Below are 13,084 nucleotides of genomic sequence, written 5' to 3' on the forward strand. Positions count from 1 at the left end.
TTCGATGCTGCGTTGCGGTGCGGGCCGGTGGGGCCGGATCGGTGAACGGCGGGTGGCTGTGGGGCGAAGGGGCGGCTGTCTGGTGAGTGTTGGTTTTCCGGAGAGGGTGGCTATCCGACGAAGAGCTGGCGGCGGGCGGCGGACTGTTCGAACTCCTCCAGCCGGCGCTGTGCGTCGGCCGGTGCGGCGTCGCAGATCGCCTGGAGCAGCACCATCGACAGCGCCATCGGGGCGGTGTGCAGGTCGAAGACGAGCTGGGCGCCGACCGCGGCCGGCAGCACGATGTCGGCGTACTCGGCGGCGGGGCTGACCGCCGAGTCGGTGATCACCACCACCGACATCCCGGCCTCGCGAGCCTCCCGGAGCGCGTCCAGCGACTCGCGGGGGTAGCGGGGCAGCACGATGCCGAGCAGTGCGCCCGCGCCGGCCGCCCGGGCCTGTTCCAGCCGGTCGGCCAGCAGCGTCCCGCCGGAGTCGAGTACCCGTACGTCCGGGTGCACCTTCGCCGCGAAGTACGCGAAGTACCCGGCGAGCGGGGCGGCGGCGCGCAGCCCGAGTACGACGAGCGGGCGGCTGCCGGCCAGCAGCGTACCGGCGGCGGTCACCGCGTCCCGGTCGGCGAGCTGCTCCGCGAGCCGGTGCAGGTTGTCCGCCTCGGCGCGGATCGCCCGCTGCGCCTCGTTGCCGGCCGGTACCCCGGGATCGGGCCGGCCGGTGGCGGCGATCTCCCGGAGCCGGCGGCGCAGTGCCGGATAGCCGTCGTAGCCGAGCGCGATGGCGAACCGGGTCACCGAGGGCTGGCTGACCTTGGCCAGCTCGGCGACCTCGGCCGCAGAGAGGTACGCGGCGGAGGCGGCGTGCTGGACCAGGCTGTGCGCGATCCGGCGCTGGGTCGGCGTGAGCCGGATGCCCTGGAACAGGTCGAGTACGCGGTCCGTTGGCGGCGCCGCGATGACGGCACTGTCATTCACGGGAAGACTCTATGCATGAAATAATTCAGAGGGCAATGGGGCACCTCGAACGTGGTAAAACCTTCCGGGTGGACGGTACGAATTTCCGGCGTGCGATCGCCCGCACCCGCCTCGCCCCCGTTGCGGCGTTTCCCAAGCGGTTCATGCGGGTGGCCCGGCACGACGCCCGGGTGATCAGCGTCTCGGCCAAGTGGCTGCTCACCTCCCGCGAGCACCACAACTACACCTACGACCTGACCAAGCTCAGCCGGGAGCACCTCGCCTGGTTCGTCAGCGTGACCTGTGACGTACCGGTCAAGCAGGTGCGGACGTACCTCACCGAGATCGAACAGGACGAGTCGCTGCGGCAGCACATCGAACGGGCCACCGCCACCGCGGACCGGCGCGGGCTGGCCGACCGGCGCGTCCGGTACGCCCGCCGGATCGGCTGGTACGCGATCGTCCGGGCCATCCGCCCGAAGCACATCGTGGAGACCGGGGTCGACAAGGGACTCGGCACCTGTGTGCTCGCCTCGGCCCTGCTGCGCAACGCCGCCGACGGCGAGCCCGGCCGGGTCACCTCGCTGGACATCAACCCCGAGGCCGGTTACCTGGCCAGGTCCGAGCCGTGGGCCAGCGTCGTCGACCTGGTGATCGGGGACTCGCTCGCCTCGATCAGGGCGATGGACCGCCCGGTCGACCTCTTCCTGCACGACAGCAACCACAGCACCGGACACGAACGCCGGGAGTTCCAGGCCGTCGAGTCGAAGCTGGCTCCCGCCGCCCGACTGCTCACCGACAACGTCACGGTGACGAACGTGCTCGCCGAACACGCCGAGAAGACCGGCCGGCGGTTCCTCGCCTACCGGGAAACCCCGGCCCAGCACTGGTACCCCGGTGACGGGATCGGCATCGCCTGGTAGCCGGCCGGAGCGCACCCGGATCTGGTCTGCGGCAGCGCGGTTCCGGACTCCGGGGCGGGACGCCCGAAACAGCGGCCGCCGGAAGCGCTGTGGCAGGGTGAACGCCATGCGGCTGGTCTCCCTGCACACGTACCCGGTCAAGAGCTGTTACCGGCTCGACCTCGACGCGGCCCGGGTCGAGCCGTGGGGCCTGGCCGGCGACCGGCGCTGGATGATCGTGGGCGACGACGGCGTCGCGGTCACCCAGCGACAGGTGACCGGCCTGGTGGCGATCCGCCCGGACCTCCGGCCCGGCGGCCTGGTGCTGCGCGCCGGGGGCCGACCCGCGCTGGAGGTCACCGAGCCGACCGACGGCGAGCCGATCGCCGTACGCGTCTTCACGAACATGCCGGCCGTGCCGGCCCGGCGGGCGGAGCCGGCGGCCGACGACTGGCTCTCCCGGCTGCTCGACCGCAAGGTCCGGCTGGTCTGGCTCGGCGATCCGACGGTGCGCCCGATCCCGGACACCGACCTGGTCGACCCGGCCGACCGGGTCAGCTTCGCCGACGGCTTTCCGCTGCTGCTGGCCAACCGCGCGTCGTTGGACGCGCTGAACGAGTCGCTCGTCGAATCCGGCAACGTCGAGGCGCCGCTGCCGATGACCCGGTTCCGCCCCAACGTCGTGGTCGGCGGCGCCGCTGCGTGGACCGAGGACGCCTGGCTCGGCCGCCGGCTCCGGATCGGCCCGGTGACGTTCCGGGTGGCCAAGCCCTGCGGCCGCTGCCTGGTCACCACCACCGACCAGGAGACCGGGGTACGCGGCCGCGAGCCGTTGCGCACCCTGGCGAAGTACCGCCGGATCAACCGGCAACTGGTCTTCGGCCAGAACCTCGTACCGGAGTTGGTGCCGAGGTCGGCGTCGGGGTCGGACGGTCCGGTCGGCACGCTGACCGTCGGCGATCCGGTGGAACCGCTCGGCTGAACCGGATCCGCGCCCAAGCCCTCTCGCCGCTCGATCCCCGGCTGCTCAGCGACGCCGACCTCACCTCGAACGAGCGGATGGTGCGGGGCACGCCGACCGGTTGGAGATCTTGCGAAAGCGGTGGCGGCTACGGCAACATGCCCCGGATGACCGAGGCGGAACTTCCCGACGGTACGGGCGGCGGCGGTGCTGCTACGGGCGGCGGCGGTGCTGCGGCGGCCGTCCCAGAGTCCGGCGGCGCTCCTGGCACCGGTGTTCGGCCGCCGCGCCGTCGTGCGTCGCGGCGCTGGTTGGCCGGCGGATTCGCGACGGTGCTCGCCGCGCTGCTCGGGCTGGTGCTGCTCTGGCAGTTCTCCGAGCCGGCCGCCTGCGCCGCACCGGCACTCGCCGCACCGGCACTCGCCGCACCGGCACTCGCTGCGCCAGCACTTGCTGCGCCGCCGATCGGTTCGACTGTCTACAAGGGAAAGGCGTCGCACTACGACGGTGGGAACTCGGGCGGCAACTGTTCGCTGCCCGGCCCACCCGCCAACCGGCTCTATGTCGCGCTCGGCTCCGCCCAGTACGCCGGCTCGGCCGCCTGCGGCAGCTTCCTCGACGTCACCGGCCCGAAGGGCACCGTCCGGGTGATGGTGCTGGACCGCTGCGCCGGCTGTACGAACAACAAGATCGACCTGTCCCGGCAGGCGTTCGCGAAGATCGCCGATCTGTCCCAGGGCATCGTCCCGGTGCGCTACCGGGCGGCGGTCGACCCGCGGCTGCCCGGCCCGCTCACCTTCCGGCTCAAGAGCGGCGTGTCGCAGTACTGGTTCGCGGTGCAGGTGGGCAACCACGGTAATCCGGTGAAGTCGGTCGCGGTGAAGCGTGCCGGTTCGAGTTGGCGGGCGGCGAAGCGCGGATCCGACAACTACTGGGTGATCGACGGCGGGATGGGGCCGGGGCCGTACTCGATTCGGGTGGTCGACGTCTACGGCCACGAGGCGGTCGCCACCGGAATCCGGCTGGCGCCCCGACAGGTGCAACGCAGCACGGTAGGGATGTACCCCGCCACCCCGGCGGCCACCGGCTCGTCGACCCCGTCGGCCTCGCCGACCCCCGCCGCCACCCCCGCCCCGACCGGGTCGCCGACGCCCGCCCCCGGCAGCCCGGGCGCAGCGGACCCGTCCGAGCAGCCGGTGGCCGGCGCGGCCGGCGGTCCGGCGCCGGTCGGCTGCGGCTGACCGACACCCCGCGAGGAAGCGCACGCGTCAGGCCAGCGGCAGCCACATCTGGATCTCGTCGCGGTCGTCGCCCGGCCCGACCCGGAGTGCCCCGGGCAGCCGGCCGACCTCCCGGTAGCCGAGCCGCCGGTAGAACTCCTCCACGCCCCGGCCGTCCCGGACGGTGAGGTGCAGGGCTTCCCAGCCCGCGTTCCGGGCCACCCGCTCGGCCTCGCGCAGCAGGGCCTGGCCGTAGCCGTACCCCTGGTGGTCGGGGTGCACCATCACCCGCTTCAGTACGCACCAGTGCGCCTTGAGATGGAACCGGTTGTCGGTGAGGAAGAGCAGCGCGACCAGTTCGTCGCCCCGGTAGCCGACGAGCAGTTGGTCCGGCCCCTCGGTCGCCGCCCGGAGGGTGTCGAGCGCGAACGGCCGTACGTCGTCCTCGCAGACCGGGCCGACGAAGCCGACCGCGCCACCGGCGTTGGTCACCGCCGTCCAGAGCCGGACGATCTCGTCGCGCAGGTCGGGGGTCGACGGCGGATCGAGTACGAAGCGGATGCCCACGCCGGCCATCCTCGCCGGCCCGCCGAACAGACCCGCCGGCCCGCGCGCCGGTCGTGACGGTGCTAACAGCCGCTCGTGACCGGTGCTGACAGCTGTGAATCAGGTGCGGGAGAGGGGAGTCGAACCCCTACGCCCGAAGGCACAGGAACCTAAATCCTGCGTGGCTGCCGTTACACCACTCCCGCTCGCGCTCAAAGTTTAGACCGCTGGCGCGCTCAGTCCAGGCCGAGGTCCCGGCGGAGTTTGGCGACGTGCCCGGTGGCCTTGACGTTGTAGAGCGCCCGCTCGATCCGGCCGTCGGCGTCGATGACGAAGGTCGACCGGATCACCCCGGTGATCGTCCGCCCGTACGACTGCTTCTCGCCGTACGCCCCGTACGCCACGAGCACCTCCCTGTCCGGGTCGGAGACCAGCGGGAAGGTGATCGCGTCCCGCTCGCGGAACTTCGCCAGCGCGGCGGGGGAGTCGGGTGAGATGCCCACCACCTCGTAGCCGGCGGCCTGGAGGGATGCGAGCGAGTCCCGGAAGTCGCAGGCCTGCTTGGTGCAGCCCGGCGTCATCGCCTTCGGGTAGGCGTAGAGCACCACCTTGCGGCCACGCAGTTCCTTCAGCGAGAGCGTCTCCCCGGTGTCGGTGGGCAGCGCGAAGTCGGGCGCGGCGTCCCCGGGAGCGAGGCGGATCGGCGAGGTCATGGCCAAGACCCTATCGCCAGGTGGACCGGAGATTGCGGGTGGCGTACAGCTCTTGCAAAAGCCTGGCAATAGCGAAGACCGAGTCCTACGCTGAGCCGGCCGGCGGGGCGGATCCCGCGCCGGCATCTGGGAGGTGGCGTGGACAGCCTGGCAATGCACATCTCGAACGGGATCATCAACGGTCCCGTGGCGGCGGCGTTCGGGGCACTGGCCCTGGCGGCGCTCGCGTTCTGCGTCCTGCGCGGAAGACAGGACCTGGACGACCGGCTCGCCCCGATGGCGGGACTGGTCGCCGCGTTCATCTTCGCCGTCCAGATGCTCAACTTTCCGATCTTCACAGGCGCGGTCAGCGGTCACCTGCTCGGCGGGGCGCTCGCTGCGATCCTGGTTGGGCCCTGGGTCGGTGCGCTCTGTGTCGCGGTGGTGCTGATCGTCCAGTCGCTGATCTTCGGCGACGGCGGGGTGGCGATGCTCGGCCTCAACATCACCAACATGGCGCTGATCGGCGTCGCGGTCGCGTACCTGTCGATCGCGCTCCTGCTGCGGATCCTCCCCCGTACCGTGACCGGACTGGCGGTGACCGCGTTCGTCGCCTCGGTGCTCAGCGTGCTTGTCGCCGCGCAGGGCTTCGTCGCGCAGTACTGGCTCGGCGGCACCACCGACGTCGGCAGCAGCCTCGGCGGGCTGGCCGGCACGATGGCCGGGGTGCACCTGCTGATCGGCGTCGGCGAGGGTCTGATCACCGCGACCACGGTGGTGACGGTGGCGAAGGTCCGGCCCGACCTGGTCTACGCGCTGCGCTCGCTGCGGCCGCTCCCGACCGCCGACCAACTGCCGGTGGCCGGAGGTGCCCGATGACGACCGGAGGTACCCGGATCTCGAAGCGCTCCGGCGCCTTCATCCTCGGCGGCCTGCTCGTCGCGCTCCTGCTCGCCGGAGTGGTGAGCAACTTCGCCTCGGCTCACCCCGACGGGCTGGACTCGTCGCTGCGCCAGGGCTGCACCTTCGACGCCGACGACAACATCACCGGTGGCAGTTGCCCGGCCCAGCAGGCCGAGGAACACGAGTTGGCCGACTCGCCGCTGGCCGACTACGGGATCCGGGGCCTCGACAACGCGTACCTCTCCACCGGGCTCTCCGGGGTACTCGGCGTGTTGATCACCTTCGCCGTCGGCGGTGGCCTGTTCTGGCTGACCCGGCGCCGCCAGCCGGTGGGCGCCGGCCAGCGCGCCGGAGGTCCGGCGCAGCGGGCCGAGCCTCCGGGGGAGCTCGCCCGGAGTCCGGGCCAGCGCCGGACCGCTACCGACGGCACCGAGTAGGAGCATCGCGGATGGGAGCCGGGCACGCACACGTGCTCTACCGGGATCGGACGTCGGCGGTGCACCGGCTACCTCCCGAGGTCAAGATCGTGGCGATGGTGGTCTTCACCCTCGCCGTCGTCGCCACACCCCGGGAGGCGTTCTGGGCGTTCGGCGGCTATCTGGCGCTGATACTGCTGGTGGCCGCGCTCTCCCGGGTCGGCCTGCGCTGGCTGGCCAGCCGCTCGCTGATCGAGCTGCCGTTCGTGGTGTTCGCGTTCGCGCTGCCGTTCCTCGGCACCGGGGAGCGGGTGAGCTGGCTGGGGCTGGACCTCTCCGTCGACGGGCTCTACGGCGGCTGGAACATCCTGGCCAAGGGCACCCTCGGGGTGCTCGCCTCGCTGCTGCTCGCGGGTACCACCACCATGCGGGACCTGATCCTCGGGCTGGATCGGCTGCACTGCCCGCAGATCCTCACCCAGATCGCCACCTTCATGCTGCGCTACCTCGACGTACTGGTCGGCGAGGCGCGGCGGATGCGGGTCGCCCGGATCTCCCGGGGTGACGATCCCCGCTTCCTCTGGCAGTTGCGCGGCTTCGGCGCCGGGGTCGGCGCGCTCTTCCTGCGCGCCTTCGAGCGGGGCGAGCGGGTCTATCTGGCGATGGTCGCCCGGGGCTACCAGGGGCGGATGCCGGCGGCCTGGCTCGGCACGGGTGCGGCCACCACCCGGCACTGGCTGCTCGCCGCGACGGTGCCGCTCGCCGCCACCGGCATCGCCGCCACCGCCGTGGTGCTGGGATGATCGGGTACGTGCACAGCGCTCCCGCCGCCGACCCGCCGTCCCTGGACGTCCGTGGCCTGCGGTTCAGCTATCCCGACGGGCAGGTCGCGCTGCGCGGCGTCGACCTGACCGTCCCGCGCGGCGAGCGGATCGCCCTGCTCGGCCCGAACGGCGCCGGCAAGACCACACTGGTGCTGCACCTGAACGGGATCCTCGCCGGTGGAGCCGGCACGGTCTCCGTCGGCGGGCTGACCGTGGACCGGGACCGGACCACCCTGGCCGAGATCCGCCGCCGGGTCGGCATCGTCTTCCAGGACCCCGACGACCAGCTCTTCCTGCCCACCGTCGCCGAGGACGTGGCGTTCGGCCCGGCGAACCTCGGCCTGCGCGGCGCCGAGCTGGCCGAGCGGGTGACCGAGGCGCTGGACGCGGTCGGGATGGCCGAGCACCGGGACCGGGCGCCCCAGCACCTCTCCTTCGGGCAGCGCCGCCGGGTGGCGGTCGCGACCGTACTCGCGATGCGCCCCGAGATCCTCGTCCTGGACGAGCCCTCCTCCAACCTCGACCCGGCCGCCCGCCGCGAGCTGGCCGGCATCCTGCGCCGGCTGCCGGTGACCCTGCTGATGGTCACCCACGACCTGCCGTACGCGCTGGAACTCTGCGACCGGTCGGTGATCCTGGACAGCGGTCAGATCGTCGCGGACGGGGCGACCGACGAGATCCTCTCCGACGCCGAACTGCTCGCCCGGCACCGGCTGGAGCTGCCGTACGGCTTCGACCCGGCGGTGGCCGCCCGGCAACTCGCCGGCAACGGCTGACCGCTAACGGTTGGCGGCTGGACGGTTGGCGGCTGGACGGTTGGCGGCTGGACGGTTGGCGGCCGGCTCGTCGGCGCACCGCCCGGGAACGGCCGGGCCGGGCTGGGCCGCAGCGGCGGTCCGCTCCTCGGGAACGGCCGAGCCGGGCCGGTCCGGGGCGGGGTCGGGTTCGTCCGCCGGCAGGGTCACCGACCAGCGACGCGCCGGCCGGCTCCGGCGCCCCTCGCCGGCCGACCCACCGGACGGGCGACCGCCGGCCGACCCGCTGCCGGACGAGCGACCGCCTGCGGAGCGGCCGGTGGCGCGCAGCCGCAGTATCCCGGCCACCGCCAACCCGCCGCCGACGGCGATCACCGTCGCGACCAGGACCCGCACCCACACCGCCGGCCCCGGCACCGGCAGCACCGAGCGGGCGAAGACCGCCGCGTTCGTCACCCCGGTGAAGAGCGCCAGACAGGTACCGGCCAGCGCCAGCGCGAAGTCGCCGGGCGGCCGGCGGGTCAGCGCGTACGCCCCGGCGGCCAGCGCGCCCGCACCGGTCAGGGTCGGCCAGAGCTGCCCCGTGACGAGTCCGAGCAGCATCCCGCCGAAGCCGGCGTCGGCGCCCCGGGCCAGCGCGAAGCCGAGCGCCGCCACCCCACCGACGACCGCGAGTACGGCGAGCGCGACGGTGACCCGGCGGCCCGGCCGGGAGTTGCGGGGCAGCACCCCGAGTGCCCCGATCGCCAGCGCACCGAGCAGGCTCACGCTCCACCAGGGGAGCGGGTCGGGCGGCGGCAGCCAGTCGAGCGTGCCGCGTACCTCCATGGGGCGCAGCCCGTCGCGCAGCGGCACCACCCAGTCGCGGACCCGGTGCGGCCGGTCCGGGGCGGCGGCGACCTGTGGCGGCGGCGCCTCCTCCAGCCAGCGACTGCGCTGGTCGTGCCAGCGGACCACTGGTTCGGTGCTGACCCGCCGCCAGGACGGCGGCCGGGTCGGGTCGGTTCCGGCCGGCAGCGCCGTCTCCCCGGCGAGGGTCCGGTTCAGGTACGTCGCAGGCGAGGCGGTGTTCTCGTAGACGCCGTCGGGACGGATCTCCAGATACGGCTCCCCGGCGTAGCCGAGCACCTCGACCGTGCGACCGGTCCGGTTGGTCAGTTCGAGGCGGGCACCGCCCTCCACCACCCGGACCCGCAGCCCCGGCAGGGCCGGAGTGACCGAGGTCACCTCGGTGCGGTAGTCACTGCCGTCCGGGGTGTCGGCGGCGTGCGCGGCGGCCGGCGACGCGGATCCGAGTACGCCGACCAGACCCGCCGCCAGGGCGATCCCGACGCGGGCCGGTACGCCGCCGCGACGGCGGCCGGGGTTGGGGGCGGTCACCTGCCGGCCGCCGCCACCGCCGCGCTTATCGCCTCGGCGTTGGCCTGCACCTGCTTGCCGTTGACGAGCACGCTCGGGGTGCCGGTCACCCCCGCCCGGGCCGCCTCGTCCGTCACGTGCTCGGTCCACTTCTCGAAGGTATTCTCCCGGACGCAGTTGCGGAAACTGTCCCCGGCCAGTCCGACACTTGTGGCGACCTCGACGAGCTGGTCGTCACTGAGTCCGGCACTGCCCTCGGGTGGCTGCCGGTCGAAGAGCGCCCTCGCGTACTCCCGGAACTTGCCGCTCTGCGCCGCGCATCCGGAGGCGGCGGACGACCGGGTCGAGTACTCGGTGCTGGAGAAGCGGTTGAGGAACGCCACCGGGTGGTAGGTGACCCGTACCTTGCCCTCGCTGACGAGCTGGTCGAGGGTGGGGCCGGCCTGCTGCTCGAAGGTACGGCAGATGGGGCAGAGGAAGTCCTCGTAGACGTCGACGTTCACCGGTCCGGAGCCGAGCACGATGCCGGTGCCCTCCGGGTTGGCTCCACCGGGCGGGGTGAAGTCGCCGGAGTCCTGGCTGGCCGAGACGCCCCAGCCGATCAAGCCGGCGATGACCAGCACGACGACCACGCCGACCGAGGTCCACAGGGTGCGCTTGCGGCGTCGCTCCCGGGCCATCTGCTCGCGTACGACCCGGGCGGGCCGGCGCTGCCCCTTGGGATTCCGGTTACTCCCCTTGCGATTCCGGTCACTCATCGTCGCTCTCCTCCTCGCGGGTGTCCCGACCCAACGCCGCGTCCACCGAGAGCCGGGTACGCGGCCAGACCAGCAGGAAGCCGGCGAGCACCAGGAACCCGACGTCCCGGAGGATCTCCGTCCCGTATGTCGGGTCCTGGCCGGCCGCCAGGTCGCCGCCGCTGCCGAAACAGCCGCAGTCGATGGAGAGGCCACGGCTCCAGGCCGAGACGATCCCGGCGATGAAGATCACCAGGAGTGCGGCGGAGATGCCGGCGGCGAACCGGGTGGCGAGCCCGAGCAGCAGGATCAGCCCGAGGGCCAGTTCCACGAAGGGCAGCGCCGCTCCGATCACCACCGCCAGGTCGTACGGGAAGATCTTGTAGGCGCTGACCGCCCGGCCTGAGCCGGCGAGGTCACCGACCTTGGTACCGCCGGCGGCCAGCCACACTGCGGCGAGGCCCAGCCGGACGGCCGTGCCGAGCCACGGGCGGGCGGTCCGCCAAGGGCGGTGGCCCGGCGCCTCGGCGGTTGCTGTGGTCCGCTCAGTCACAGTCATTAGTCGTCTTGGTCGGTGTGCGGGTTTCCGGTTCCGGTGTGGCATCGGTCATCCGAGTCGCGGTACCGGGTGAGATCACGCTCACCAACGGTAGGGGTCATTACGGTGACAGGTGGGCATTACCGGGCAGAACGTCAACGCTTGGGTCGCTCCTGACTCTTGGTGGTCGGGCCTGTCCGTGGCGCCTCCCGCCTGATCCGGCCCGATCCGCGGCGCCTGTCCGCTCCGGCCGGCCGGTGCACTGTCCCGGGCCGGAGCGCTGTCCCGGCCGGGTCGGTGTCCGCGGAGTCGGGAACTTTTTCGCTACCGCTGCCGACTATCGATCCGTGGCATCTGACCGGACCGGGCTCGCGCGCTGGGCAGCCGACCACCTCCGCGCCGCTGCGTGCCCGGCAGGTGTGACCGAGGCGGGCCGGGCGTGACCCGAGGTCGCGCGCAGCCGGGGTGGTCGGTCACGATGGCGGGCATGATTGCTGCGAATCGTCGATGGCTGGCCCGCGCCGGTGCCAGTCTCGGCCTGCTGCTGGCCGCCCTCGCCCTGCTGCTCGGTCCGGCCCTTCCGGCCAGCGCACACGCGGTACTCGTGAGCAGCAGTCCGGCCGCCGAAGCGGTGCTGTCCAACTCGCCGGCCCAGGTGGTGCTGACCTTCAGCGAGGGCGTCCGCGAGGTACCGGACAAGATCCGGGTGCTCGGCCCGGACGGCAGCAGGGTGGACCGGGGTGATCCGACCTTCAACGGCGCGGTGATCACGATCCCGGTCGACTCGTCCGGAGCCCAGGGCACCTACCTGGTCAGTTACCGGGTGATCTCGGCGGACAACCACCCGGTGGCCGGCGCGTACACCTATTCCGTCGGCGCCCCGTCGACCCCGCCGTCCGACAGCGGTGCCGACGAGATCGATCCGGCGGTGAACGCGGCGGTACGGGTCTTCAAGTACGTCGGCTACGTCGGCCTGCTGCTGCTGATCGGTCCGGTGATGGTGCTCAGCCTGCTCTGGCCCCGACGGCTCGACCGGCGCGGCCCGGCCCGGCTGATCTGGACCGGCATCGGGCTGATCGTGTTCTCCACCCTCGCCGGGCTCTGGCTCCAGGTGCCGTACACGAACGGTGGCGGGTTGTTCGCGGTCAGCGGCAGCACGCTCGGCGACGTACTCGGCAGCACCTTCGGTGCGGCGCACCTGGTCCGACTCGGCATCCTGGCCGCCGCGGCGATCCTGATCCGTCCGTTGGTGAGCGGCCGGGCCGGCCGGGGCGACCAGATCCTGCTCACCGTGCTCGGCGTGGCCGGCCTGGGTACCTGGCCGATCGCCGGGCACGCGGCGGCCTCGCCGGTACCGGCGGTCTCGGTCGTGGTCGACACGGTCCACCTGGCCGGTATGGCGGTGTGGCTCGGTGGACTCGTCATGCTCGGCGGGTTCCTGCTCCGCCGCGCGAACGAACGGGAACTCGACGCGATTTTGCCGGTCTGGTCCCGCTGGGCGACCGTCGCCGTCTCCGCACTGCTGCTCGCCGGAGTCGTCCAGGCCCTGATCGAGGTCGGTACGCCGTCCGCGCTGGTCTCCACCACGTACGGCCGGCTGATCATCGCCAAGGTCGTACTCTTCGCCCTGGTGATCGCGGTGGCCGCGTACTCGCGACAGCTCGTCCGGCGCCGGCTCCTCGCCGACTACGTCCCTGACGACGACCTCCCTGACGACCGCGCTGACGACCTGCCTGACGATCCGGCTGATCCGACCGAGCCGGTCGAGCCGGTCGAGCCGGTCGAGCCGAGTGAGCCGGCTGATGTGGCCGAGCCGCCCCGGCCGACCGCGTCGGTTCGGCGGCTCCGACAGCCGGTCTGGGTCGAACTCGCGATCACCGCGGTGGTGCTGGCCCTCTCCGCCGTAGTGGTGCAGACCCCGCCGGCCAGGACAGCCGGCGAGTACGACGCAGGTGGTCCCGGTTACTACACCACCACGCTGACCAGCGCGCTCTACTCACTGCAGGTCGAGGTGGACCCGGCCAAGACCGGCAGCAACTCGGTCCACCTCTACGCGTACACCCCGGACAACAAGCCCCTGCCGGTGGTGGAGTGGAAGGCCACGGCCGCGCTGCCCGACCAGGGCGTCGAACCCATCGAGATCCCACTGCTGCCGCTCACCGACAACCACGCCACCGGCGAGATCAGCCTGCCGACAGCGGGCAACTGGCAGCTCAGCTTCACGGTCCGGATTTCGGACATCGATCAGGCCACGGTGAACAGCACCGTGCCCATCACCTAG

General features: G+C 72.5%; 14 protein-coding genes and 1 tRNA gene. 8 read left to right on the top strand and 7 right to left on the bottom strand.

The window, feature by feature from the left end:
* Window positions 1–110: 110 nt before the first annotated feature.
* Entirely contained in the window at window positions 111–971 is an 861-nt protein-coding gene (locus CLT71_RS29965) for a MurR/RpiR family transcriptional regulator (RefSeq protein WP_101370043.1), read from the bottom strand.
* Between the two features lie 68 nt (window positions 972–1,039).
* Here CLT71_RS29965 and CLT71_RS29970 point away from each other — a divergent pair, with 68 nt between their 5' ends.
* From CLT71_RS29970 to CLT71_RS29980, 3 genes are all read left to right on the top strand, one after another.
* Window positions 1,040–1,873, top strand: coding sequence for a class I SAM-dependent methyltransferase (locus CLT71_RS29970; RefSeq protein WP_101370044.1), 834 nt, complete (start codon window positions 1,040–1,042; stop codon window positions 1,871–1,873).
* Between the two features lie 106 nt (window positions 1,874–1,979).
* Window positions 1,980–2,834, top strand: a complete 855-nt coding sequence (locus CLT71_RS29975; RefSeq protein ID WP_101370045.1) for an MOSC domain-containing protein — start codon at window positions 1,980–1,982, stop codon at window positions 2,832–2,834.
* Window positions 2,835–3,124: 290 nt separating this feature from the next.
* On the top strand, window positions 3,125–4,054 hold the full coding sequence (locus CLT71_RS29980; RefSeq protein ID WP_486483534.1) for an expansin EXLX1 family cellulose-binding protein: 930 nt from the start codon (window positions 3,125–3,127) through the stop codon (window positions 4,052–4,054).
* A gap of 27 nt (window positions 4,055–4,081) precedes the next feature.
* Here CLT71_RS29980 and CLT71_RS29985 read toward each other — a convergent pair whose 3' ends face one another.
* The 3 genes from CLT71_RS29985 to bcp all read right to left on the bottom strand — a co-directional run bounded on the left by CLT71_RS29985 (window position 4,082) and on the right by bcp (window position 5,292).
* Window positions 4,082–4,600 (bottom strand): GNAT family N-acetyltransferase, encoded by a 519-nt coding sequence (locus tag CLT71_RS29985; protein ID WP_101371920.1) that lies wholly within the window; start codon window positions 4,598–4,600, stop codon window positions 4,082–4,084.
* A 104-nt stretch (window positions 4,601–4,704) separates the two neighbouring features.
* Window positions 4,705–4,785, bottom strand: a tRNA-Leu gene (locus tag CLT71_RS29990).
* Between the two features lie 30 nt (window positions 4,786–4,815).
* Window positions 4,816–5,292 carry a thioredoxin-dependent thiol peroxidase gene (gene bcp / locus CLT71_RS29995; protein WP_101370047.1) on the bottom strand — a complete coding sequence of 159 codons (477 nt, stop codon included), beginning with the start codon at window positions 5,290–5,292 and terminating at the stop codon, window positions 4,816–4,818.
* Between the two features lie 138 nt (window positions 5,293–5,430).
* Between bcp and CLT71_RS30000 the strand changes: the two genes are divergently transcribed.
* The 4 genes from CLT71_RS30000 to CLT71_RS30015 are packed head-to-tail and all read left to right on the top strand — an operon-like array spanning window position 5,431 to window position 8,190.
* A complete protein-coding gene (locus CLT71_RS30000; RefSeq protein WP_199187771.1) occupies window positions 5,431–6,150 on the top strand; it encodes an energy-coupling factor ABC transporter permease in 720 nt (239 codons plus the stop codon).
* Between the two features lie 17 nt (window positions 6,151–6,167).
* Window positions 6,168–6,611: a PDGLE domain-containing protein gene (locus CLT71_RS30005; protein ID WP_101371921.1), complete on the top strand. Its 444-nt coding sequence runs from the start codon at window positions 6,168–6,170 to the stop codon at window positions 6,609–6,611.
* An 11-nt stretch (window positions 6,612–6,622) separates the two neighbouring features.
* Window positions 6,623–7,393 carry a cobalt ECF transporter T component CbiQ gene (cbiQ, locus tag CLT71_RS30010; RefSeq protein ID WP_101370049.1) on the top strand — a complete coding sequence of 257 codons (771 nt, stop codon included), beginning with the start codon at window positions 6,623–6,625 and terminating at the stop codon, window positions 7,391–7,393.
* Entirely contained in the window at window positions 7,390–8,190 is an 801-nt protein-coding gene (locus tag CLT71_RS30015; RefSeq protein ID WP_101370050.1) for an ABC transporter ATP-binding protein, read from the top strand. Before cbiQ ends, CLT71_RS30015 begins: the two co-directional genes overlap by 4 nt.
* Before the next feature lie 3 nt (window positions 8,191–8,193).
* Here the strand turns inward: CLT71_RS30015 and CLT71_RS30020 are convergent, their stop codons facing one another.
* The 3 genes from CLT71_RS30020 to CLT71_RS30030 are packed head-to-tail and all read right to left on the bottom strand — an operon-like array spanning window position 8,194 to window position 10,818.
* Window positions 8,194–9,549, bottom strand: coding sequence for a hypothetical protein (locus CLT71_RS30020; RefSeq protein WP_486483535.1), 1,356 nt, complete (start codon window positions 9,547–9,549; stop codon window positions 8,194–8,196).
* A complete protein-coding gene (locus tag CLT71_RS30025) occupies window positions 9,546–10,286 on the bottom strand; it encodes a thioredoxin domain-containing protein (RefSeq protein WP_101370051.1) in 741 nt (246 codons plus the stop codon). Before CLT71_RS30025 ends, CLT71_RS30020 begins: the two co-directional genes overlap by 4 nt.
* On the bottom strand, window positions 10,279–10,818 hold the full coding sequence (locus CLT71_RS30030; RefSeq protein WP_486483536.1) for a MauE/DoxX family redox-associated membrane protein: 540 nt from the start codon (window positions 10,816–10,818) through the stop codon (window positions 10,279–10,281). The genes CLT71_RS30025 and CLT71_RS30030 overlap by 8 nt, the downstream gene beginning before the upstream one ends.
* A 463-nt stretch (window positions 10,819–11,281) precedes the next feature.
* Between CLT71_RS30030 and CLT71_RS30035 the strand changes: the two genes are divergently transcribed.
* Window positions 11,282–13,084, top strand: a complete 1,803-nt coding sequence (locus CLT71_RS30035) for a copper resistance protein CopC (RefSeq protein ID WP_101370053.1) — start codon at window positions 11,282–11,284, stop codon at window positions 13,082–13,084.

Source organism: Plantactinospora sp. CNZ320 (assembly GCF_002846275.1).

Coding starts and splice junctions, on each gene's coding strand:
- CLT71_RS30015 (WP_101370050.1), top strand. CDS start 7,390: ATGATCGGGTACGTGCACAGCGCTCCCGCCGCCGACCCGCCGTCCCTG.
- cbiQ (WP_101370049.1), top strand. CDS start 6,623: ATGGGAGCCGGGCACGCACACGTGCTCTACCGGGATCGGACGTCGGCG.
- CLT71_RS30025 (WP_101370051.1), bottom strand. CDS start 10,286: ATGAGTGACCGGAATCGCAAGGGGAGTAACCGGAATCCCAAGGGGCAG.
- bcp (WP_101370047.1), bottom strand. CDS start 5,292: ATGACCTCGCCGATCCGCCTCGCTCCCGGGGACGCCGCGCCCGACTTC.
- CLT71_RS30035 (WP_101370053.1), top strand. CDS start 11,282: ATGGCGGGCATGATTGCTGCGAATCGTCGATGGCTGGCCCGCGCCGGT.
- CLT71_RS29975 (WP_101370045.1), top strand. CDS start 1,980: ATGCGGCTGGTCTCCCTGCACACGTACCCGGTCAAGAGCTGTTACCGG.